General features: G+C 68.9%; 18 protein-coding genes. 7 read left to right on the top strand and 11 right to left on the bottom strand.

From position 1 onward, the window contains the following. Positions 1–211: 211 nt before the first annotated feature. Positions 212–2,827 carry a bifunctional FO biosynthesis protein CofGH gene (locus tag ON21_RS22945; protein ID WP_039800593.1) on the bottom strand — a complete coding sequence of 872 codons (2,616 nt, stop codon included), beginning with the start codon at positions 2,825–2,827 and terminating at the stop codon, positions 212–214. A gap of 111 nt (positions 2,828–2,938) precedes the next feature. Continuing rightward, complete coding sequence (locus ON21_RS38625; protein WP_157170928.1) at positions 2,939–3,091, bottom strand: hypothetical protein; 153 nt, start codon at positions 3,089–3,091, stop codon at positions 2,939–2,941. Positions 3,092–3,285: 194 nt separating this feature from the next. Between ON21_RS38625 and ON21_RS22950 the strand changes: the two genes are divergently transcribed. The 3 genes from ON21_RS22950 to ON21_RS22960 all read left to right on the top strand — a co-directional run bounded on the left by ON21_RS22950 (position 3,286) and on the right by ON21_RS22960 (position 7,282). Next, positions 3,286–3,783 (top strand): PH domain-containing protein, encoded by a 498-nt coding sequence (locus tag ON21_RS22950; protein ID WP_051021236.1) that lies wholly within the window; start codon positions 3,286–3,288, stop codon positions 3,781–3,783. Next, on the top strand, positions 3,780–5,384 hold the full coding sequence (locus tag ON21_RS22955; protein ID WP_039800595.1) for a PH domain-containing protein: 1,605 nt from the start codon (positions 3,780–3,782) through the stop codon (positions 5,382–5,384). Before ON21_RS22950 ends, ON21_RS22955 begins: the two co-directional genes overlap by 4 nt. 62 nt (positions 5,385–5,446) lie before the next feature. Then, the gene (locus ON21_RS22960; RefSeq protein WP_245562693.1) at positions 5,447–7,282 is read left to right on the top strand and encodes an APC family permease; all 1,836 of its coding nucleotides are present in this window, start codon (positions 5,447–5,449) and stop codon (positions 7,280–7,282) included. Between the two features lie 9 nt (positions 7,283–7,291). Here the strand turns inward: ON21_RS22960 and ON21_RS22965 are convergent, their stop codons facing one another. The 6 genes from ON21_RS22965 to typA form a co-directional block, all read right to left on the bottom strand. Continuing rightward, positions 7,292–7,729, bottom strand: coding sequence for a hypothetical protein (locus ON21_RS22965; RefSeq protein ID WP_039800597.1), 438 nt, complete (start codon positions 7,727–7,729; stop codon positions 7,292–7,294). Next, complete coding sequence (locus tag ON21_RS39300) at positions 7,726–7,884, bottom strand: hypothetical protein (protein WP_169332723.1); 159 nt, start codon at positions 7,882–7,884, stop codon at positions 7,726–7,728. Before ON21_RS39300 ends, ON21_RS22965 begins: the two co-directional genes overlap by 4 nt. 36 nt (positions 7,885–7,920) lie before the next feature. Beyond that, on the bottom strand, positions 7,921–9,390 hold the full coding sequence (locus ON21_RS22970) for an amino acid permease (protein ID WP_039800599.1): 1,470 nt from the start codon (positions 9,388–9,390) through the stop codon (positions 7,921–7,923). A gap of 168 nt (positions 9,391–9,558) precedes the next feature. Then, positions 9,559–10,443, bottom strand: a complete 885-nt coding sequence (gene mshB / locus ON21_RS22975; protein WP_039800639.1) for an N-acetyl-1-D-myo-inositol-2-amino-2-deoxy-alpha-D-glucopyranoside deacetylase — start codon at positions 10,441–10,443, stop codon at positions 9,559–9,561. Continuing rightward, positions 10,440–12,218, bottom strand: coding sequence for an ABC transporter family substrate-binding protein (locus tag ON21_RS22980; protein ID WP_051021238.1), 1,779 nt, complete (start codon positions 12,216–12,218; stop codon positions 10,440–10,442). The genes mshB and ON21_RS22980 overlap by 4 nt, the downstream gene beginning before the upstream one ends. 869 nt (positions 12,219–13,087) lie before the next feature. Next, complete coding sequence (typA, locus tag ON21_RS22985) at positions 13,088–14,986, bottom strand: translational GTPase TypA (protein WP_039800603.1); 1,899 nt, start codon at positions 14,984–14,986, stop codon at positions 13,088–13,090. Positions 14,987–15,216: 230 nt separating this feature from the next. Here typA and ON21_RS39305 point away from each other — a divergent pair, with 230 nt between their 5' ends. Beyond that, a complete protein-coding gene (locus tag ON21_RS39305; RefSeq protein ID WP_085994939.1) occupies positions 15,217–15,393 on the top strand; it encodes a hypothetical protein in 177 nt (58 codons plus the stop codon). Positions 15,394–15,444: 51 nt separating this feature from the next. Then, complete coding sequence (locus tag ON21_RS22990; RefSeq protein WP_039800605.1) at positions 15,445–15,744, top strand: 4a-hydroxytetrahydrobiopterin dehydratase; 300 nt, start codon at positions 15,445–15,447, stop codon at positions 15,742–15,744. A gap of 7 nt (positions 15,745–15,751) precedes the next feature. On the opposite strand, the gene ON21_RS22995 is transcribed toward ON21_RS22990, so the two are convergent. Continuing rightward, complete coding sequence (locus tag ON21_RS22995) at positions 15,752–16,981, bottom strand: mannosyltransferase (protein ID WP_245562694.1); 1,230 nt, start codon at positions 16,979–16,981, stop codon at positions 15,752–15,754. A 321-nt stretch (positions 16,982–17,302) separates the two neighbouring features. On the opposite strand from ON21_RS22995, the gene ON21_RS23000 reads away from it, so the two are divergent. Further along, a complete protein-coding gene (locus ON21_RS23000; protein WP_039800609.1) occupies positions 17,303–18,103 on the top strand; it encodes an Rv1157c family protein in 801 nt (266 codons plus the stop codon). A 124-nt stretch (positions 18,104–18,227) separates the two neighbouring features. Then, positions 18,228–18,605 carry a hypothetical protein gene (locus ON21_RS23005; RefSeq protein WP_051021239.1) on the top strand — a complete coding sequence of 126 codons (378 nt, stop codon included), beginning with the start codon at positions 18,228–18,230 and terminating at the stop codon, positions 18,603–18,605. Between the two features lie 59 nt (positions 18,606–18,664). On the opposite strand, the gene ON21_RS23010 is transcribed toward ON21_RS23005, so the two are convergent. Beyond that, positions 18,665–19,378: a DUF1906 domain-containing protein gene (locus ON21_RS23010; RefSeq protein ID WP_039800611.1), complete on the bottom strand. Its 714-nt coding sequence runs from the start codon at positions 19,376–19,378 to the stop codon at positions 18,665–18,667. Positions 19,379–19,558: 180 nt separating this feature from the next. Further along, entirely contained in the window at positions 19,559–20,686 is a 1,128-nt protein-coding gene (locus tag ON21_RS23015) for a hypothetical protein (protein ID WP_039800613.1), read from the bottom strand. Positions 20,687–20,906 lie beyond the last annotated feature (220 nt).

The raw sequence follows: 20,906 nt of genomic DNA on the forward strand, positions 1-20,906 counted from the left end.
AACGCGAGGCGTGATTCCACTCCGCCATCCGCCCTACGCGCTCGGGACCGAGTTGTGCGAGGTAGCGCCGGAGCCCGCGGCGGCGGGCCCGGTATTACGCCGGTCCCGACCGGCCCGCGGCCGACCGGAAATCCGATCGCACCGCGGGCTCGAACCTATCGCCGTCGCCAGGACATCGGGCCGCCCAGCGCGAACCGACGCGAATTCGGTATCAGTCGACCAAGACGGCTTGCAGCCCCGGAGAGACCGCCAGTCCTTTGTGCTTCGGGACGCCGTAGGTCGTCGTCCGCTCCCGGGCCGGCCGTCCGATGCCGGAGGCGATCTCCACCAGCTCGGCGACCGTCTTGGCCGAGCCGTGCTGTGAGCCCGCCATCCGGGAGATGGTCTCCTCCATCAGCGTGCCGCCTAGATCGTTCGCGCCGCTGTTGAGCATCACCCGCGTTCCGGTGATGCCGAGCTTGACCCAGCTGGTCTGGATGTTGTGGATCCGGCCGTGCAGCATGATCCTGGCCAGCGCGTGCGCGGCGCGGTTGTCCCGGTTGGTCGGTCCCGGCCGCGCGGCGCCCGCCAGGTACAGCGGCGCGCTCTGATGCACGAACGGCAGCAGCACGAACTCGGTGAAGCCGCCGGTTTCGTCCTGGATTCCGCGCAGTACGCGCAGGTGCCCGACCCAGTGCTTCGGGTTGTCCACGTGGCCGTACATCATGGTCGAACTGGACCTGATGCCCACCTGGTGGGCCGTGGTGATCACGTCGATCCACGCCGAGGTGGGCAGTTTGCCCTTGGTGAGGACCCAGCGCACCTCGTCGTCCAGGATCTCCGCGGCGGTGCCGGGAATGGTGTCCAGGCCCGCCTCCTTCAGCGCGACCAGCCAGTCCCGCACGCTCTGGCCGCCGCGCGAGGCGCCGTTCACGATCTCCATCGGGCTGAAGGCGTGCACATGCATCGACGGCACCCGCTGCTTGACCGCCCGTACCAGGTCCGCGTAACCGGTGACCGGCAGGTCGGGGTCGATGCCGCCCTGCATGCACACCTCGGTGGCGCCGTCGACATGCGCCTCCCAGGCCCGGTCGGCGACCTCCTCCGTGCTCAGGGTGAACGCGTCCGCGTCGCCCTTGCGCTGGGCGAACGCGCAGAACCGGCACCCGGTGTAGCAGACGTTGGTGAAGTTGATGTTCCGGTTCACCACGTAGGTGACGTCGTCGCCGACGGTGTCGCGGCGCAGGTGATCGGCCAGCGCGGCGACCGCGTCCAGTTCCGCGCCGTCCGCCGTGGCCAGCGCCAGGTATTCGGCGTCGCTGAGCCCGGCCGGATCGCGTTCGGCGGCGCGCAGCGCGGCGAGCACGTCGGAGTCCAGCCGCTGCGGGGTGGCGACGGCCAGGTCGCGGGCCTGTTCGCGGATGGTGTCCCAGTCGCCGAAGGCGCCGACGATGTCCTGTCCGAGCGCGGCGTCGCTGCGGGCCTCGGTGTTGCGGCCCTCGGTGTCGATGGCGGTGTTGAGGTCGACGCGTCCGGCCGACTCCCAGGACTCGTCCGGCTCCTGCCAGGGCAGGCCGACCGGGATCGCGTCCGGATTCGCCAGTCCCGTCGCCGGGTCGGTGAGCGCGGCGACGTGCGCGCCGATCCGCGGATCGACCCACGGATTGCCCGCGCGCACGTACTTCGGGTGCGCGGAGGTCCGCTCGACCAGCTGATAGCCCGCCGCCTCGGTGATCTCCCGCAACGTGTCCAGGTTCGGCCACGGCCGCTCCGGGTTCACGTGGTCGGGCGTCACCGGCGAAACGCCGCCCCAGTCGTCGATGCCCGCGTCGATCAGCGCTCGGCACTCGGCGTGCGAGACCAGGTTCGGCGGCGCTTGCACCGGCACATCCGGCCCGAGCAGGATGCGGGTGACCGCGATGGTGGCGAGGAATTCCTCCAGGCCCGCGTCCGGCACGTCCCGCATGGCGGTGTCGTCCTTGGCGCGGAAGTTCTGCACGATGACTTCCTGGATGTGCCCGAACGCCTTGTGCTGCTTGCGAATCGCCATGATCGACTCGGCCCGCTCGGTCAGCGTCTCGCCGATGCCGACCAGGATGCCGGTGGTGTAGGGCACCGAGAGCCGTCCCGCGTCGGTGATGGCCCGCAGCCGCACGGCCGGGTCCTTGTCCGGGCTGCCGTAATGGCAGTTGCCCTTCTCGGTGAACAGCCGGGCCGAGGTGGTCTCCAGCATCATGCCCATCGACTGCGCCACCGGCTTGAGCCGCGCGATCTCCTCCCACGACATCACGCCGGGATTCAGGTGCGGCAGCAGACCGGTCTCCTCCAGCACCATGATCGACACGGCGCGCAGGTAGTCCAGCGTGGAGTCGTAGCCGCGCTCGTCGAGCCACTGCGCGGCCTCCGGCCAGCGATCCTCGGGACGGTCACCCAGCGTGAACAGCGCCTCCTTGCAGCCGAGGGCCGCGCCCCTGCGGGCGATGTCGAGCACCTCGTCCGGTTCCAGGAACATGCCCTTGCCCTCGGCGCGCAACTTGCCCGGCACCGTCACGAAGGTGCAGTAATGGCACTTGTCCCGGCACAGCCGGGTCAACGGGATGAAGACGTTGCGGGAATAGCTGATCGTCTTCGGGCGCCCCGCGGACGCCAACCCGGCGTCGCGCACCCGCGCGGCGCTGCGACAGAGATCGGCCAGGTCGTCACCGGTCGCGTGCAGCAGCACCGCGGCCTCGTCCACGTTCAACGTGACACCGTCGCGGGCCCTGCGCAGCGCCCGGCGCATGGCCGATGGACTGGGCGGTGCGGACGGGACACTCGGGTTCGGTAGGTCGGTCACGCCCTCGATCATGCGCTACACATCCGGAACTGTCTCCCTCCAGTGCTGGTTGCGGCGAAGCGGACGAGCTGCGGCTCCGTTCGCCACGGAGCCCACGCGGGGACGTGGAGCACCGTTGAGCGTTCACAACTGCGCGGTACCCGAGGCTATTCCGGGGCATCGACGCCACGGATCGTGGTCCGTCCGGTGATCGTGCCGTGGCCGATGCGCCGCCGCGCCGAGCAAGATCGACATGGTGACGGCTACGCCGAGGCCGAGTCCGTGCAGACGAATCATGAAGCAGATCTCCTATCGCGCACTCGACCCGGCGCCCAATCTATGTGGGAATGGTTGCCGCACAAAGGAACTCGTTCCAGCTCGGGCAATCCCCGGCCGCCTCTCGCTCACTCGGCCGCCGGGGTCCACGATGTCACCGTTCGCTCCGCTGTCGACCGCGACGGCGACCGCGTGATCGTGCAACTATTGGCAGCATGTCGCAGCCGCGCACGATCCTGGCCGCTCCGGCCTGGCGCCCCAGTCCGAAGGCGAAGCTCCTGTGGACCGTGCAGGCCGTCCTGGCGTGGGTGATCCCGTTCGCGGCCCTGCTCGTGTGGGCGGTGCTCGACTCCGCGCATCGCGGGTGGCAGCTCGGACTCTTCCTGGTCGCGCTCGTGCCCGCCGCGCTGAACATCGGTGTCGCGCCGTGGTGGCGGTACGCGGTGCACCGGTGGGAGGTCACCGACGATGCGGTCTACACCCGGGTCGGCTGGCTCACCCAGGAGAGCCGCGTCGCGCCGATCTCGCGGGTGCAGACCGTCGACACCGAACGCGGACCGCTCGAACGCCTGCTCGGACTGGCGACGGTCACCGTGACCACCGCCTCCTCCGCGGGTGCGGTGCAGATCAGCGCGCTCGACCTCGCGGTCGCCGAGGAAACCGTGGCCCGGCTCACCCGGATCGCCGCGCAGCACCGGGGAGACGCGACATGAGCGGCGAAACGGCGGACGGCGAGCAGGCCGGGCAGCCCTGGCAGCGGCTGGACAAGCGGATGCTGCTGGTCCATCCGATCACCGAGGTGGTGAAGTTCATCCCGGTGCTGATCGGTTCGGTGATCCTCGGCACCAGTAGCGGCAACCACGTATGGAGCATCATCCCGCTCGCGTTGATCGTCGGGTTCGCGCTGACCCGCTGGTTCACCACGACGTATCGGGTCGGGCCCACGCACGTGGAGCTGCGCACCGGGCTGCTGGAACGCAAGAAATTGTCGGTGCCGCGGTCGCGGATCCGCTCGGTGGACATCGAAGCCGACCTGCTGCATCGGGCCCTCGGGCTGGCGGTGCTGGCGATCGGGACCGGCCAGCAGGCGGATTCGGGTGAGAAGTTCAAGCTCGATGCCCTGGACGCCCGCGTCGTCCCGCCGTTGCGCGCCGCGCTGCTCGCCCATACGGCGGGCCGGGTGGGCCGCGACGAGGATCGAGAACCGCCGCAGCAGAATGTTTCCGGTGGTTTCACCGCCCCGCGTGCCCGGGCGCGCGAGATCGGGCACTGGAGTCCGGCGTGGGTGCGCTACGCCCCGCTGTCGCTGACCGGGTTCGCGATCATCGCACCGATCGTCGGCTTCGCGCTGCAATACGGGCTCGGGGAGATCGTTTTCCGGTCGGACGCCGTGCACGACGTGGAAGACGGCGGCGTGCTCGTCCTCGCGCTCGCCGCGGCAGCGCTGCTGGGCGTCATCGTCGTCGTGGTCAGCGCCGCCGCGTGCGCGCACTATCTGACCACCTATTTCGGGCTGCGCGTCCGCGACGACGGCAAGACCTTGCAACTGCGCCACGGCCTGTTCACCACTCGTCAGATCACCCTCGACCGGGCCCGGCTGCGCGGAGCGACGGTCAAGGAACCGCTGCTGCTGCGCCTGGCGGGCGCCGCCGAACTCGAGGCGATCATGACCGGGGAGAACCCGCGGCAGCGGATTCTCCCGCAGGCCCCGCGGACCGCCGTGGAGCACACCCTCGGTCATCTCCTCGCGCCGGAGGAAACGCGGGACACCGAGTTTCCCGTGCGCCCGGAGGCTCGGCCCACCGGTGCGGGCGCGGCGGACGTGCACGCCGTCCCGGCGCCGGGCAGCGCCCCGTTGCTCGCACACGGCCCGGCCGCACGGCGACGCAGGCATACCCGCGCGCTCGCGCCCGTCGTGCTCATCGTCGCGATACCGGCTTTCATCTCCCTTGGGGGACAGCACTATTCGCCGTGGTGGTGGCTGCTGCCAGCCTTCGCACTGCCGCTCGCGCTCGCTCTCGCGGAGGACCGCTACCGCGGCCTCGGGCACGCGGTGCTGCCCCGCACGACCGGCAGCCCGGCCTGGCTGATCACCCGGGCCGGATCACTCGACCGCGACCGAGACTGCCTGGAGGCCCCCGGCGTGATCGGCTGGACGGTGCGGCAGACCTTCTTCCAGCGGCGCGCCGGGGTCGCCACGGTGATCGCCGCCACCGCCGCGGGCAAGAAGCGCTACGCGGTGGTCGACCTTCCCGCCGGCGAAGCGTGGGAACTCATCGAAGCCGTGACACCGGGACTGCCCGGCGCCCGCTGAACCCACCAGCGCCCAAGTGTCGCTGACCGGTTGCCATCCGACGGCGGAGTTCAATGGACGCCGTGGGGACCAAGACCGAGCCGCACCATACGGAGCCGCGGATCGCCGACCGCCGGGTCCGGCAGATGCAGCGGGCGGACAAGTTCCGCCTGACCGCGGTGGGCGGGCTCGCCGCGCTCTCCCTGGACGCATTGTCCAGCGTGGCCTACGGCCCTGAGGCGATCGTGCTGATGCTGGTCGCGGCGGGGGCGGCGGCCGTCTCCTGGACGCTGCCGGTGGCCTGCGCGATCGCCGCGCTGTTGCTGGTGCTGGTGCTGTCCTACCGGCAGGTGATCGCGGTGCACCCCGACGGCGGCGGCGCGTACGCGGTCGCCAAGAAGCAGCTCGGCAGGCCCGCCGCACTGCTCGCGGCCGCCAGCCTGGTCGTGGATTACGTGTTGACCGTCGCGGTGAGCCTCGCCGCGGGCGCGGCCAGCCTGGCCAGCGCATTCCCCGCACTGGCCGACGAACTGCTGCCGATGACACTGATCGGGCTCGCGGCGCTGACCGTGATCAATCTGATCGGGGTGGCGGAATCGGCGCGGGTCCTGATTGGGCCCGCGCTACTGTTCGTCGTCCTGATCGGCGGTGTCATCGTCGTCGGACTGCTGCGGCCGGAACCGATCGCCATGATCGGCGTCGACCCGGGCGCGATCCAGCCGGTGGAGGCGCTCGGTCTCGTCCTACTGCTCAAGGCCTTCGCGGCGGGATGCTCGTCACTGACCGGTGTGGAAGCGATCGCCAACGCCGTGCCCGCCTTCCGCGCCCCCTCGGTGCGCCGCGCGCAGCACACCGAGGTGGCGCTGGGCATCCTGCTCGGCGCGATGCTGCTCGGCTTGGCCCTGCTGATCCGCCAGCACCACGTCACGCCACGCGGAAACGTGACCATCCTGGCGCAGCTGGCCGCGGCGGCCTTCGGCACCGGCTGGCTGTTCTACCTCACCAACCTCGCGGTCACCGCGGTGCTGTTGCTCGCGGCGAACACCAGTTTCGGCGGGCTCCCGGTCCTGCTGGCGCTGCTGGCCAAGGACCACAGGGCGCCGTCGCTGTTCGCGCTGCGGTCCGAGCGTCCGGTCTTCCGGTACGGGGTCACCGCACTCGCCTTACTGGCCGGACTGGTGCTGCTCGCGGTCGATGCCGAAACCCACCGGCTGCTGCCGGTTTTCGCGATCGGCGTCTTCATCGGATTCACCATCAGCCAGTGCGGTCTCGTGCTGCACTGGTGGCGCGTGCGTGATCGCGGGTGGTTACCGCGCGCACTGCTGAACGGATTCGGCGCGACGCTCACCGCCGTCGCGGGCGTCGTCCTGCTGACGGAGAAGTTCTCCGAGGGCGCATGGCTGCTGCTGCTCATCATTCCCGCGCTGGTGACCCTCTTCTCCCGGATCGAGAACTACTACGCCGACGTCGCGCGCCAGTTGCGGTTGCGTGAGATCCCGCCGCGGCCGCGACCGGCCCCGGAGGCCGAGGAACTGGTGATCGTCCCGGTGGTCACCATGAGCGAGGTGACCTATCGCGCCTTGGAAGCCGCCTTGCGCATGCACGGCGAGATCGTCGCGGTGGCCGCGGACATCGATCCGGCCGCGACCAAACGACTCAGTGCCCAGTGGAAGGAGTGGGATCCAGGCGTCCCGCTCGCGGTGCTCCCCTGCCCGCATCGCAGCCTGGTCGCCACCCTAGTCGGCTACGTCCGCAACCAGACCGCCGCCGGGCTCGGCGTCACCGTGCTGCTCGCGCATGTCGAAGCCAGGCACTGGTGGCAACGCCTGCTGCACAATCCGCGCGGGCCGGTGCTCACGGCCGCGCTGCGGGTTCGCACCGATGCCGTGATCGCGACCCTGGCGGTCCGGCTCGCGTGACCGCCCCGATCAACGGTGGCGGAAGACGCGCGGGTTCACCTGGATGTAGATGTAGGCCAGCGGCGGCAGCAGCCCGGCGAACAGCAACAGCGCCGTCCGCCAATCACTGCCCAGCAGAACGTCACCGCCCGGCCCGGCGCTCGCGCAGACCAGGAAGCCGAACGTCCACGCGACCACCGGAAGGCCCAGAATCGCTGGACGCCGGGTCACCGATCGCGCGCCCGCGACGAGCAGGACGTTCACCACCCCCGCCACCGCGGCGGAAATCGGGAAAGCGACCGAACCCAGGTAGGTCGGCAGGTACAACACCTCGAGCGCCAGGGTGAGCAGGGCGTCCACGGTCAGGATCACGAGGATCATCGAGCCGAGGAGGCCTACGGGGACACGGGTGGCGCCGGATGCCACGGGAGCCCGATCGCCTGCGTGGTCGTCGATCTGCGTCGTCACGGCACCGGCGGATAGCCGAGGAGGGTCAACAGGTGGCTCTGCATGTCGGCGAACGCGTACAGCACCGTCATATACAGGTCGTGCTGTTCCTGCCAGTGCGGCCGCATGCTGTCGACGAACGCCGCGATCGCGTTCTGGACCTCCCAGTTGTACATACTGCCGAGTCTATTCCGGGGCGATCGGGCGCATGATCAGTTCTCCCGGTCGACGGGCAGGGCGGCGACGACCGGGAATTCGCCGGTCGGGCCGCCACGTTCCGCGGCGATGGCCAGCACCCGCTTGCGCGCGGCGAACCAGCCGACGATCAGCGCGGGGACGATCAGGGGGATGGTCGCGACGGTCCAAGTCCCCACCGGATAGTCGAAACCGGTCAATACGACGACGAAGAACAGGAACACCAGCGTGAGCAGACCGGTGTAGGGCGCGCCGAACATGCGGAACGCGGGACGCTGGATGCGCCCCCTGGTGGACCAGCGCCACAGTTGCAGCTGGCACAGCACGATGGTGGCCCAGGACGCGACGATGCCGAGCGACGCCATGTTCAGCACGATCTCGAACGCCCGCTCCGGGACGATGCCGTTGAGCGCGATGCCGACCAGCGCGATCAGGCTGGTGAGCAGGATGCCGCCGTAGGGAACGCCGTTGCTGCCCATCACCCCGGTGAATTTCGGCGCGCTGCCGTTCAGCGACATCGAGCGCAGGATGCGACCGGTCGAGTACAGGCCGGCGTTCAGGCTGGAGAACGCCGCGGTCAGCACGACGAGATTCATCACGCTGCCGATGCCGGGGACACCGAGCATGGTGAAGAAGGTGACGAACGGGCTCTCGTCGGCGGTGTACCGCGTGTAGGGCAGCAACAATCCGAGCAGGACCAGCGAACCGACATAGAAGACGGCGATCCGGGCGATCACCGAATTGATCGCCCGCGGCATGATCCGCTCCGGGTGCTCCGTCTCCCCCGCCGCGGTACCGACCAATTCGACTGCGGCATAAGCGAAGACGACACCGGACACCACCACGACCAACGGCATGACGCCGGTCGGGAACAGGCCGCCGTGATCGGCGATCACGCTCGGCCCGGTCGCGGCGCCCTGCACGGTGAAGCGGCCGAGCAGGAAGATCGTGCCGACGATCAGGAACGCGCTGAGCGCGAACACCTTCACCAGCGCGGCCCAGAACTCCATCTCACCGAACCACTTCACCGAGATCAGGTTGATGCCGAGCACGATCACCAGCGCGGCCAACGCGAGCGACCATTGCGGAACGGCGGAGAACCCCGACCAGTAGTGGAAGTACTGCGCGATCGCGGTGGTGTCGGCGATGCCGGTCATCGACCAGTTCAGGAAGTACATCCAGCCCGCGACGAACGCCGCCTTCTCACCGAAGAACTCGCGCGCGTAGGACACGAACGACCCGGACGATGGCCGGTGCAGGACGAGTTCGCCGAGCGCGCGCAGGATGAGGAAGGCGAATAACCCGCACACGCCGTAGACCAGGAACAATCCGGGACCGGCACTGGCCAGCCGCCCACCGGCGCCGAGGAACAGGCCGGTGCCGATGGCGCCGCCGATCGCGATCATCTGCAGCTGCCGCGGCTTCAGACTCTTGTGGTACCCGTGGTCCTCGATGTCGAGATGGGTGTTGTCACCGCGCGCTGTCATGAACCGACGGATCCTCCGTTTCGATGTCCCGAGATCACGCGGAACCGTACCCGCCGCGCCGATACCGCCAACCGCCAGCCCTGGGGGTTCAGCACCTCGCCGCCGGACAAGTTCCGGAAATCGTGGGCGGATTATGCGAAATGTCCGGAAATCCGTCGGCGGGACCCGTCACTCCAGTCCGGCGAACAAATCGTGCTCCCGGCCGTCCGGCCCGAGCGGACCGCGCCGGCCCCGCACCAGGATGAAGTGCTCCTCGGGCAGCACCGGCTGAGCGATATCGTTCGACAAGGCGAATTCCCGGCCGGATGGCGCGACGGTGACCTGGGTGGCGTGCGCTCGCAGGGCGGCGCGCTTGGCCGCCAGCACCTCGGAGACGTCGATCGTGGTGGTCACCGCGTCGCTGGGCACGCTCGCGAGCTCGCCTTCGGCGGGCAGCCGCCAACCCGGTGGCAGCGCGCCGGGCAGGCCCGCTGCCGTGCGCCGGGCCAGCGCGGCGGTGTGCAGACGCAGCATGTCGGCGTCGGTGACGGTCCAGTAGTACTTCGGGACGTCCCAGCCCTCGCCCGCGGCGGCGTGCACGGCGGCCGTGGTGATCTCGTGCGCCCGGACGTGGTCCGGGTGTCCGTAGCCGCCCTTCGGGTCGTAGCCGACGATCACGCGCGGCCGCAGCCGCAGCACCACGTCCGTGAGGGCCCGCACCGCCTCGTCTCCGGAGCGCACGAACGCGCGCGGATTGTTCGCGGATGCCGTGCCCGCCATCCCGGAGTCGCGCCAGCGTCCCGCGCCGCCGAGCAGGTGCGGCGGGCCCGCGCCGAGCGCTTCCAGCGCACGGGTCAGCTCGAGGACGCGATAGCCGCCGAGCTGGTCGGCGTGGCCCGCGGCGAGCAGCGCCCACTCGTCGCCGATCACCTCGCCCTCCTCACCGAGGGTGCAGGTGACCACGGTGACCGGCACGCCGCGACGGCGGTAGTGCGCGATCGTGCCTCCGGTGGTGATGGACTCGTCGTCCGGGTGGGCGTGCACCAGCAGAAGCCCGCCCGTCGCCGCCGTCACGGGATCCTGCGCCACATGGACGCGTCGCCGAAGATGCCGACCTGGATCGCGCCGCTGAGCGAGGCGCCGTCCAGCCGGGGACCGGACGCGGCGACGGCGCCGTCCTGCACGATGGGCAGGACCGTCGCCATCGCCCACAGTTTGGGCTCGGCTTCGGCGAGCACCCGTCCCACGTCACCGCCGCGGATCGCGTCATCGATCGCGGGTTGCAGGGTCGGATCGCACACGCCGGACAGGTTGCTCGGCGCCCGCTGCGCCGCCTCGGCGATGGCCTGCGCCGGACCGGTCACTCCCGGCAGTGCGGGCGGCGGGCACCCGTACCGCGAGGCCAGCACGGTCGCCGGATCGGAACCGGCCACCTCCCAGCCGACGATCGCGTCGACCGTCCCCTCCAGCAACTCCTTGCCGTACAGCTCGTCGGCGGCGACGCTGCGCACCGTCGCGTCGATGCCCGCGCTGCGCAGCTGATCGGCGGCGGTATTGGCCACGGCCAAGGCGGTGGCGTCCCGGTCGACGGCGCCGATGCGCACGGTCAGCGGCTTGCCGTCCTTGCCGACGGTGCGCGGCTGCGGGGCGGGCGAGGTCGGGGAGACCGCGGGCGGCGGCTCCGGCGCCCGGCCGAACCCCGCGGCGGCCAGCAGCGCGAACGCCTCCTCCGCCGGTAGCCGCGGCGGAGCGGTCGGAGCGTATCCGGGATCGGACGGTGCGAGCACTTGCGCGCGCGCCGGTTCCACCCAGTTGCCGGTCTGCGCGCCGACCGTGGCCAGCAGGGCGGGATCCAGCAGGGCAAGCACACCCGAGCGGACCCGAGGGTCGCTCAGTTCGCCTTTGCGTCCGTTGAGCACCATGTGCAGCACCCGGGACTGCGGCATGATCGAGGTCCGCACGGAGGGAATCGCCCCCAGCTGCGCCTGGGTCGCCACACCCCCGTGCACCAGCGCCATCTGCACGTCGCCGGTGCGCAGCGAGCCCGCCAGTTGTGCGGTCGTGCCGCCGCGGCGCAGCAGGATCTGGCCCGGCATCGCCGGAGTCCCCCAGAAGCGGTCGTTACGTTCCAGCAGCATCTCGTCGCGGCCGGGGTCTGCCGAGCGGATCCCGAACGGTCCCCCGGACACCCGGACACCGTTGACCTGGCCGTTCATCCCCCTGGCGAACCCTCCGGGCGCGTCCTTGAGCAGATGAGAGGGCAGCAGATCGGTGAACAACTCGCGCCAGCCGGGATAGGGCTGCGTCATCACGACGGTGACCGTCTTACCGCCCGCCGAGGAATTGACGTCCGAGATCATCCGGTAACCCGCCGGATCGACGACTCCCGGCTCGGAGATCATTTCCTGCCACAAATAGCGGAAATCCTCGGCCGCGATCGGCGCCCCGTCCGACCAGGACGCTTCGTTGCGCAACTTGTAGGTGATCGTGAACGGTTCCTGCGCGGTGACATCGGCGGAGACCAGCAATGACGAATCCGGCACCCAGGCGGTCACACCGGGTCGTGCGGGATCGGGCACCGGCCGGAACGGGCTCGGCAGCACCAGGGAGGCGATCGCCGAGGTCGCGGCGGACTGGTCCGAGCGCAGATGCGGGTTGAACGCGGTGCCGATGGTGTCCAAGGCGACGACCACGGTCGTCTCCGCCGGCTTGACCGGTGTGGTCTTCGGGCTGTCGGTGCTCTCGATGGGCGGCGGCGGATTCGCCGCACAGCTGCTGATCAAGGTCAGCACCGCCACGGCCGGCAACAACGTGCGCCACGCTGCGCGTTTTCCTGCGCCCACTTTCACGCTCGGGAACTCTACCGTACGGTCGAGTCCGTTCCCAGATTCCGCTGCGGAGCAGGGAAACAACGCGCTCGCGGGATATCCGCGGAGTGAAAAACCGAGGAGTGCCACGATCCGGTGACAACGCCGTCCATACCGCGTGGAACCTCGGCAAATATTCGGCGTACCAGAGGCGCCACAATAGCCGGACGAACCGGCGCACAGAATCCGGCAATCCGGATGCGCATCGGTTTCGTTTCCCCAGCCACGAGTGATACATAAAGGTGAACGGTTGCGACGATATGCCGAACGGACGGCGAACTCCAGTGGTCGCCGCACCCTCCGGCCGGCACGGCGACCACTCGCCAGGGCGAGCCGCACAACCGCAGGTGGAGCCACCACTCCTCGCCGAACGCTTATCGCGTAGCCCGCTGGGGTCGTCACGGATGCGGGCGGGATAAAGCAAGCACGCCGCACGGCGGCATTTCCCCTGACGACGTAAGAAGTTCAGGAATGGTTCCGTCGGCAATTTTCAGCTTTTCACACCGACACGGCACGCGAGGACGATTCAGCGCAGACGCACTGTTTCCAAATTATATACCTGGAACCGAGACGATCACGGATCGTGAATTATCAGCGATGCAGCCCGCCGAAAGCTGGGACAATGCCGCGCCAGATTTCACACGGCAAACATCACGAGCTCATCTCGAAACATGTGGGATAGCCACCGCGGCGTCTCCGATTGCGCGAAATTCCGATCGCGCGGATGCGCACAAGTCGAATGCGAACTGGCGGCCCACCCGCACAGTGCGAACGCCCGCTGCCGGGCCCGCGGTTCGGCCCGGTATTCGGCGCCACCATGGTGACGCCGAATACCGTTGCCCAACAAGCGGTTACAGTGCCGCGCGGTCGCGCGCCTTACGCCGGGACAGTTCCCGCGCGCGCTCGTTCTGCCCGAGCACCACCTTGCGCACCCGGACCACCTCCGGCGTGACCTCCACGCACTCGTCGGCGGCGCAGAACTCCATCGCGCCCTCCAGATCGAGCTGCAACGGTTTGGCCAAGGTCTCGATCACGTCGGCCGTGGAGCTGCGCATATTGGTCAGCTTCTTCTCGCGCGTGACGTTGATGTCCAGATCCTCGGCACGCGGATTGACGCCGACGACATGCCCCTCGTAGGTGTCCGCGCCCGGCTCCACGAAGAACTGCCCGCGGTCGGCCAGCTGGATCATGGCGAACGGCGTCACCGTTCCCGACCGGTCGGAGACCAGCGAGCCGGTGTGCCGGGCCCGGATCTCGCCTGCCCACGGCGCGTAGCCGTGTGACACGGCGTTGGCGATACCGGTGCCGCGGGTCTCGGTGAGGAAGTCGGTACGGAAGCCGATCAGGCCACGCGAGGGAACGATGAACTCCATCCGCACCCAACCCGCGGCGTGGTTGCTCATCTGCACCATCTTGCCCTTGCGCGCGGCCAGCAACTGGGTGATCGCGCCGAGGTACTCCTCGGGGCAGTCGATGGTCAGCTCCTCGTACGGCTCGTGCACCTTGCCGTCGACCTGCTTGGTGACCACCTGCGGCTTGCCGACGGTCAGCTCGAAGCCTTCGCGGCGCATGGTCTCGACCAGGATGGCCAGCGCCAGCTCACCGCGGCCCTGCACCTCCCAGGCGTCCGGACGACCGATGTCGAGCACGCGCAGCGACACGTTGCCGACCAGCTCCTGGTCCAGGCGCGCCTTCACCATGCGGGCGGTCAGCTTGTGCCCCTGCACCCGGCCGACCAGCGGCGAGGTGTTGGTCCCGATGGTGACCGAGATGGCGGGCTCGTCGACGGTGATGCGCGGCAGGGCGACCGGATCGTCGATGTCGGCGAGGGTGTCGCCGATCATGATGTCCGGAATGCCCGCGATGGCGACGATATCGCCCGCCACGGCCACCTCGCCCGGCTTGCGCTCCACGCCGACGGTCTGCAGCAATTCGGTGATCTTCACCTGCTTGACGCCGTCGGCGTGCATCCATGCGACGTTCTGCCCCTTGCGCAGTTCGCCGTTGTGGATGCGGACCAGCGCGAGGCGACCGAGGAACGCCGAGGCGTCCAGGTTGGTGACGTGCGCCTGCAGCGGCGCGGACGGATCGCCCTTCGGTGCGGGGATGTTCTCCAGCAGCACGTCGAACAGCGCGTCGAGGTTCTCCGCGTCCGGTGCGTTGCCGTTCTCCGGACGCTCCTTGGACGCCTTGCCCTCGCGCCCGGAGGCGTACAGCACCGGAAGGTCGAGCGCGAGCTCGGCGGCCTCGGCGGCGGCGTCGTCCAAATCGGAGGCCAGGTCCAGCAGCAGGTCGTGGCTCTCCTCGACGACCTCTTCGATGCGGGCGTCGGGCCGGTCGGTCTTGTTCACGACCAGGATCACCGGCAGCGACGCGGCGAGCGCCTTGCGCAGCACGAACCGGGTCTGCGGCAGCGGCCCCTCGGACGCGTCCACCAGCAGCACCACGCCGTCCACCATGGACAGGCCCCGTTCGACCTCGCCACCGAAGTCGGCGTGGCCGGGGGTGTCGATGACGTTGATCACGGTGACCGAGCCATCCGGGTGATGGCGGTGCACCGCCGTGTTCTTGGCGAGAATGGTGATGCCCTTCTCGCGTTCCAGGTCGCCCGAGTCCATCACTCGATCGACGGGCTCGGCCCGCTCGGCGAAGGCGCCCGACTGGCGCAGCATGGCGTCGACCAGGGTCGTCTTGCCGTGGTCGACGTGGGCCACGATGGCGACGTTGCGAAAATCGCGTGCAGACGACACGCCTGAATCCTCCTGCTGTTCGGTGTTGGAGCCTACGGTGCTCGGTGTCCGGCGTGCACGGACCCTCCGTGGTTACGCAGGCTGCCGCCTCCGGGGCCTGACGCACACGCCGGGCTCCCTGCGAACAGGTGGGGAATCGAAACTCACCAGGCATCGCGGCGAGCTATACCCTACCGGCAGTCCGCTCGGGGCACCGTTTCAGCCTTGGCACTAAGGGTATGCTAACCGCCGTGGGCAAGGTCAAAGCCAAGAAGGTTTCGAGCCTGAAACCGAAGAAGAAGTGCTGTCGGAAGAAGACGCGCTGCTTGAAGTGCCCCGTGGTGATCATGCGGATGAAGAAGTGCGAAGCCGCCGGTGTGACCGGCAAGGATCTGAAGAAGGCACTCAAGCAGGCGCGTGCAGCCTGACCCCGCCGCCACCCTTTCCGGGGCGGCCCGAGGCGAGTAGTAAGGAGTGTTATGGCGCAGCAGGCACTGCTCTCCGATACCGAAATCGCCGAAGCTCTCACCGATTTGCCGGAGTGGTCCAGATCAGGGGACAACCTGACCCGCACCGTCGAGGCGGCCACCTTCCCCGCGGGCATCGAACTCGTGCGCCGCGTCGCCGAGGTCGCGGAGGAGGCGAACCATCATCCCGACATCGATATTCGCTGGCGCAAGGTCACTTTCAGCTTGTCCACGCACTCCGCAGGCGGGCTCACCGCGCTGGACGTCGCGCTGGCACACGAAATAGACCGCTTGGCAGTGAAGTCCGGGTAAGCCGGACCTAGCCGGCGCGCGCGGAGCCCTCGGTGGTCACGCGGGCGTTCTCGTCCGAGTCGGATCGCGCGTACCGAGTTCCGAAGCGGATCACCCAGAGGTAGAACACCACGACGCCGAGCACGTCGACGGCGCCGAGCCAGGCCAGCACGCCGGGGCGCGAGATGGTCCAGATCGAGTCCTGGAAGAACGACAGCACCCACGGCACGCCGACGAGCATGGTCACCAGCCAGTACCCGGCGATGATCCGCGCGCCGGGTGCACGGCGCAGCGGCCCGTACACCAGCCAGAGCACGGTCGGCAGCAGCCACACCCAGTGATGCGACCACGAGATGGGCGAGATCATCAGACCGAACAGCTGCACCACGATCAGCGTGCCGAGCCGGTCGTCGGAGTCGAGCGCGCGCCAAGCCAGGAACGCCAGCACCGCGACCACGAGCACGGCCGCGATCCACCACGGGCCGGACTCCACGTCGTACCCGAGGATCCGGCTCAGTGTTCCGCGCAGCGACTGGTTCCACACCGACCCCACCGGGCCGATCCGGTCGGCGTCTCCGAGCAGTGTGCCGAAATACCGGCGCGCCTCCACGGGGGCGATCAGGAAGCTCAGCCCTACCGTCGCGCCGAAGACCACGGCCGACCATGCCACCGTCGCCCAGCGCTTGCGCGCGACGAAATACAGACCGGTGATCGCGGGTGTGAGTTTGATACCCGCGACTATCCCGACCAGTCCGCCGGAGAGCCACCATCGGGAGCTGCGTACCGCGAGCATCCCACCGAGCACCAGGAAGACATTGACCTGGCCATAGTCCATCGTGGTTCGCACCGGCTCCAGCCAGAGCCCGAGCGCGGTCCAGCCGACGGTGGCGGTCCGCCACTGCGGCGTCCGCAGCCGTTGCGCCCCGAACAACAGCTCGAGACTGATGTGCACCACCGCGTACAGCGCCGCGGCAATGGCCAGCAACCAAGCTACCGCGACCAGGGTGAACGGCAGATAGTGCAGCGGGAAGAAGACCAATGCCGCGAAAGGCGGATAGGTGAACGGCAACGGGAAGTCCGGCGTCTTCTCCGCGTAGGTGAAGTCATAGAGCTGATCGGTCAGCAGCGCGGCCGACCCGCCGACGTAGACGTGTAGGTCGACCAGGTTCATCCCGTTCGGGGACAGCAGCATCCACAGCAGCCGGGCCAGCACGGACAGGCCCAGCACCAGCACGGCCCATCGGAGATGACGATTCAAATCGCTGGCTTTCGGCTCGAGTGCGGTGCGTCGGTGGGGCGCGCCCGAACTTCGATGTTGTGGCGACAGCGCGGACGGCACCGATTAGATTAACCGCAGCGTGAATCCGGTCGGTTCCACCCTCGAACCACCGATAACATTTGCATCAACTTTCACACCAGTAACATCAGGGCGCGGTATCTTCTGCTAACACTGATCGTCCACGGCACCCTTCGGACCCCGTGGCTGTACACATAGCCGCAATGTCCCTAGAGTGACCCCCGAAACGATGGCTTTTAGCAATCGAACCCTGATGTACCCGAGGTAAGGACGGCCAGACCAGTGCTTCGCACCCGAGGATCGCGGATCGCATTGTCCGCACTCGTCATCGCGGCGAGTGCCACGCTCGCCGCGCCGACGACAGCAATCGCGGCCCCCGCGACCGCCCCCGCGGCGACTACGAACAGCGTTCCCATGGTTCCCGAAGGTGTTCCGGTGGACGCGCTGGCCGCGCTCGCCCCAGCAATCGTCGGCGCCATCGCGGGCCCCGCGGATATCGCGAGCCCAGCGGGCGTCGCGGGTCCGCAGTCGGCCATCCTCGATCAGGCGCGCAGGCTGCTGGCAACCTTGAATCTTCCGCCGCAGATCAAGTCCACGCTGGAGCGGATCATCACCTTCCTCGACGGCAGCGGCGGCGGAGGCCCCGAGGTCCCGCAGGACGGACCGGTGATCGCGCAGTTCCTGTACCCGAGCATCGGCAAGGGCTGCATCGGCCCGTCCGCCGACTCGGTGGGCACCGCCCTGGCCGTGCCCGGGCCCGCCACGCTGCCCCCGCCCGGCCCGGCGGCGGGTCAGACCGGGTTCGTCTTCACCGCGCTCGGCACCAAGGGACCGACGCCCGTGCAGAACCCGCCGATGACGGTGCAGTGGCTGAACCTCGACACCCGCCAGTCCGGCGTCCTGCCGCTGACCGACGAGGCCAAGATCAACCCGGACGGCCCCGCCACGCTGTCCGCGATCGCCGACACGGGCAACGGCCGCGTCGTCGCGGTCGTCTCCGGCTCGCTGACCACCAAGTCCGGTGACGAGGAGGCGCGGACCTGCTCGTTCCTGCCGACGCTCGGATTCTTCACCGTAGGCTGAGCTTCCGGTCGAGGGCGGCGACTCCATCGGAGTCGCCGCCCTCGGTCGTTACGGGGACTCCTACTCGCGACGGGATCCGCCACGCCGCTACACGAGGCGGCCGGACTGTGGTAGACCGCTATCTATGGCGACCACCGATTACTCGAAATCCACGGACTGTTCGAGACGGCCGGGTCATTCGATCCGGAGCAGGCGCTCGCACCGTTCCATCCTGTCGATCCGCTCCGAGGGGTCGATCCTGTCGATCGGCTCGGCCTATTCGATCCTGTCCATCGGCAGCGTCGGCTCGGTGCTGTCGATCGGATCCGTCGGGTCGTTCGGGTCGGCGATCTCGTCGTTCTCGTTCACCAGCCTCGGCTCCGCGTTCTCCGGTCTGTCCCGGTGGTCGCTGTTCTCCTGGCTGGGCGACCACGAGGCCCCGGATGGCCGCCCTTCACTGCGGGTCGTCCCGGACGACGAGCCCGATCTGCGCGTCACCCCGATCAGCCACTGTCAGACGTAGTTTTTCCAGCGCCTACGGCGCTGCGTGTTCGCGAGCCGGGCACGTTATGCGGCGGGTCTTCACCACTGCCCGTATTCGGGGGTGAGCACATTGTTCACATCGATCCCCACCCCGTCGATGGATTGCTTGTCGATCTCGAACTGGTGGAGGTTCGCGGCGGGGTGGACGAAGCCCTTGGGCGTGCCCCAGTTGTGCTGCCAGTACCACGAACCCAAGTTCGCGGCGCGGGCCAGCTCGATGGTCGGGGTGTTCGCGTAGACGCCGGTGTTCTCCGCGCCGAGCACGGCCTGCCAGCCGAGGAGGTATGGCGCGATCATGGTGGCGAAGTCGACCGCGGAGGGATTGTCGTCGATGGACGCGTAGATCGGCACGTTGTCCGGACCACCGGCGGCGCGGTGCAACGCGAGCCCGCGCTCGGCATGCCGCTTGCCCGCCTCCAGCCCGCCGCGCCAGTCCGCGGTCGGCCCCTTGCCGAACTGGTAGCACGAGACGATCTGCAAACCCGCGGCTTTGAGGTCGTCGACTTCCGCGGATCGCAGCGGTTTACCCGCCATCCACTCGGCGCCGGGCCTGCGATCGGACACATAGCGGATCACGCCGATATGTCCGGCGTCGCGGATCGCCGTGGCGGAGGGAACGCCGCCGGCGTAATCGATGAGAGTGCCGAGCGTGGATCGCGCGGAGGCGGGAGCTGCCGCGGCGGTCGCCCCGACCACCGCCGCCGCGGCCGCGTAGGCGAACAGATCACGCCGGGATACCGAATTGGAACGCATCGTCGACTCCTTCGCGCAACCCCGAGATGGATGGCAGCGTGCCCGGCGCACCTTCCCCAAACCTCGCCGCGCGCCGGGAGCCTCGAACGTGAACTCATTTCACCATATTCACACTGGAACCGCTAGACCCAGGAGAATCACGTTTCACATTCGCCACATGCGCTCAGCGCCGCGACCGGTTCACACGATGCCGTCGATGCGCGCTGCGACGTCGATGGTGCGCATGGCGGGATCCGCCAGTTCTTTCCGGATCACCGCCGCCACCTGCGCAACGACCTGCTTCTTTATCCCGGCGAGCGCACCGAGGGCGGCCGCGCGGGCACCGTGCGCGGTGAACACCATCCGGATGTCGGCCGGGTCGGGCGGCGGCACGTCGATCACCACGCACAAGGGGTCGGCAGCGCGGGCGGTGAGCACCAACGGCACTTCGACGTCGGCGCGGTAGCGATTGGCTTTCAGCACGTCGACCGTGATGTCCAGACTCACCGGCAGCGTCATGTCGAACGCGACCTGGTCCGCCTCCCGGTCCGCCAGCCGCGGCATCCGCACCTTTCCCTGGACGGTCACGACGGCGCTGGCGCGCGGCCCGGTCCGCAGCGGCCCGACTTCGATCACCCTGCCCGCCAGCCGTTCGACTACGTCGCACACCCGTTCGCGCGTCACGATGCGGGAAAAGAAGCGATGCCCGAACTCGTCATAGCCGATCCAGTCGAACGCGCGCTTGCTCCGATGCGCCGAAGGCTTGCCCGCGACCATGGCCTCGACGTCGAAAACCAGCCCCCGGCGGGTCTGCGGGTCGGCCAGCATGGCGTTCACCCGGGAGGCGGCCTCCCGCTGCACCACGCCCGCGATCGGATCGAGCAACCATTCCCAAGCCGACTCCACCGCTTGGGCGCGCAGGACGAAGCTGATGTCCCGTTGGGTGACCGGCGGGATGTCGATGATGATGAGCACGGGCTCGGCGGTGCGGGCGTGCAGGGTCAGATCGACCTCCACCCTGGCCTCCAGTCGCAGCTTCCGGCCGCCGAGCAGCACCTTCAACGTGAGCGACACCGGGACGGTCACCTCGAAGGTCACCTTCGGGCCGCTGCGCAGGACGCGCGGTGTGCCGACCTTCCCCTCGGCGACGAAACCGGCGAGTCCGGCCGGGCCGATCGACACCGGGCCGATGGTCATGCCGCGGCCCGTCATACCGGAGATGGCGGACTCGATACGAGCGGCGTTGACGGCGTGCGTGACGAAACGCTCGCCGAACTCGGCGTAGTCGATCCAGCCGGGCGCACTACCCGGTTCGTCGGTCGGATGCATCGCTAGTTCCGCAACCCTCACCTCTCGATGGACACCCGACACGGTACGCGACCGATCTTGTCCCACCTCGGAACGCACTGCCCGGCCCGAGATCCCCGTCCTGCCGATGAGGGGGAAGCAGGGCGGGGACCGGTGGCGGCGCTGCCGGGCACCGCCGTCTCCATGGTAGGGCTATCCGGCACGCCGTTTCACCCGCATATCGGTCGAATCCCGCACGATG

This window comes from Nocardia araoensis NBRC 100135, from assembly GCF_000308435.1.
Lineage (GTDB): Bacteria > Actinomycetota > Actinomycetes > Mycobacteriales > Mycobacteriaceae > Nocardia > Nocardia araoensis.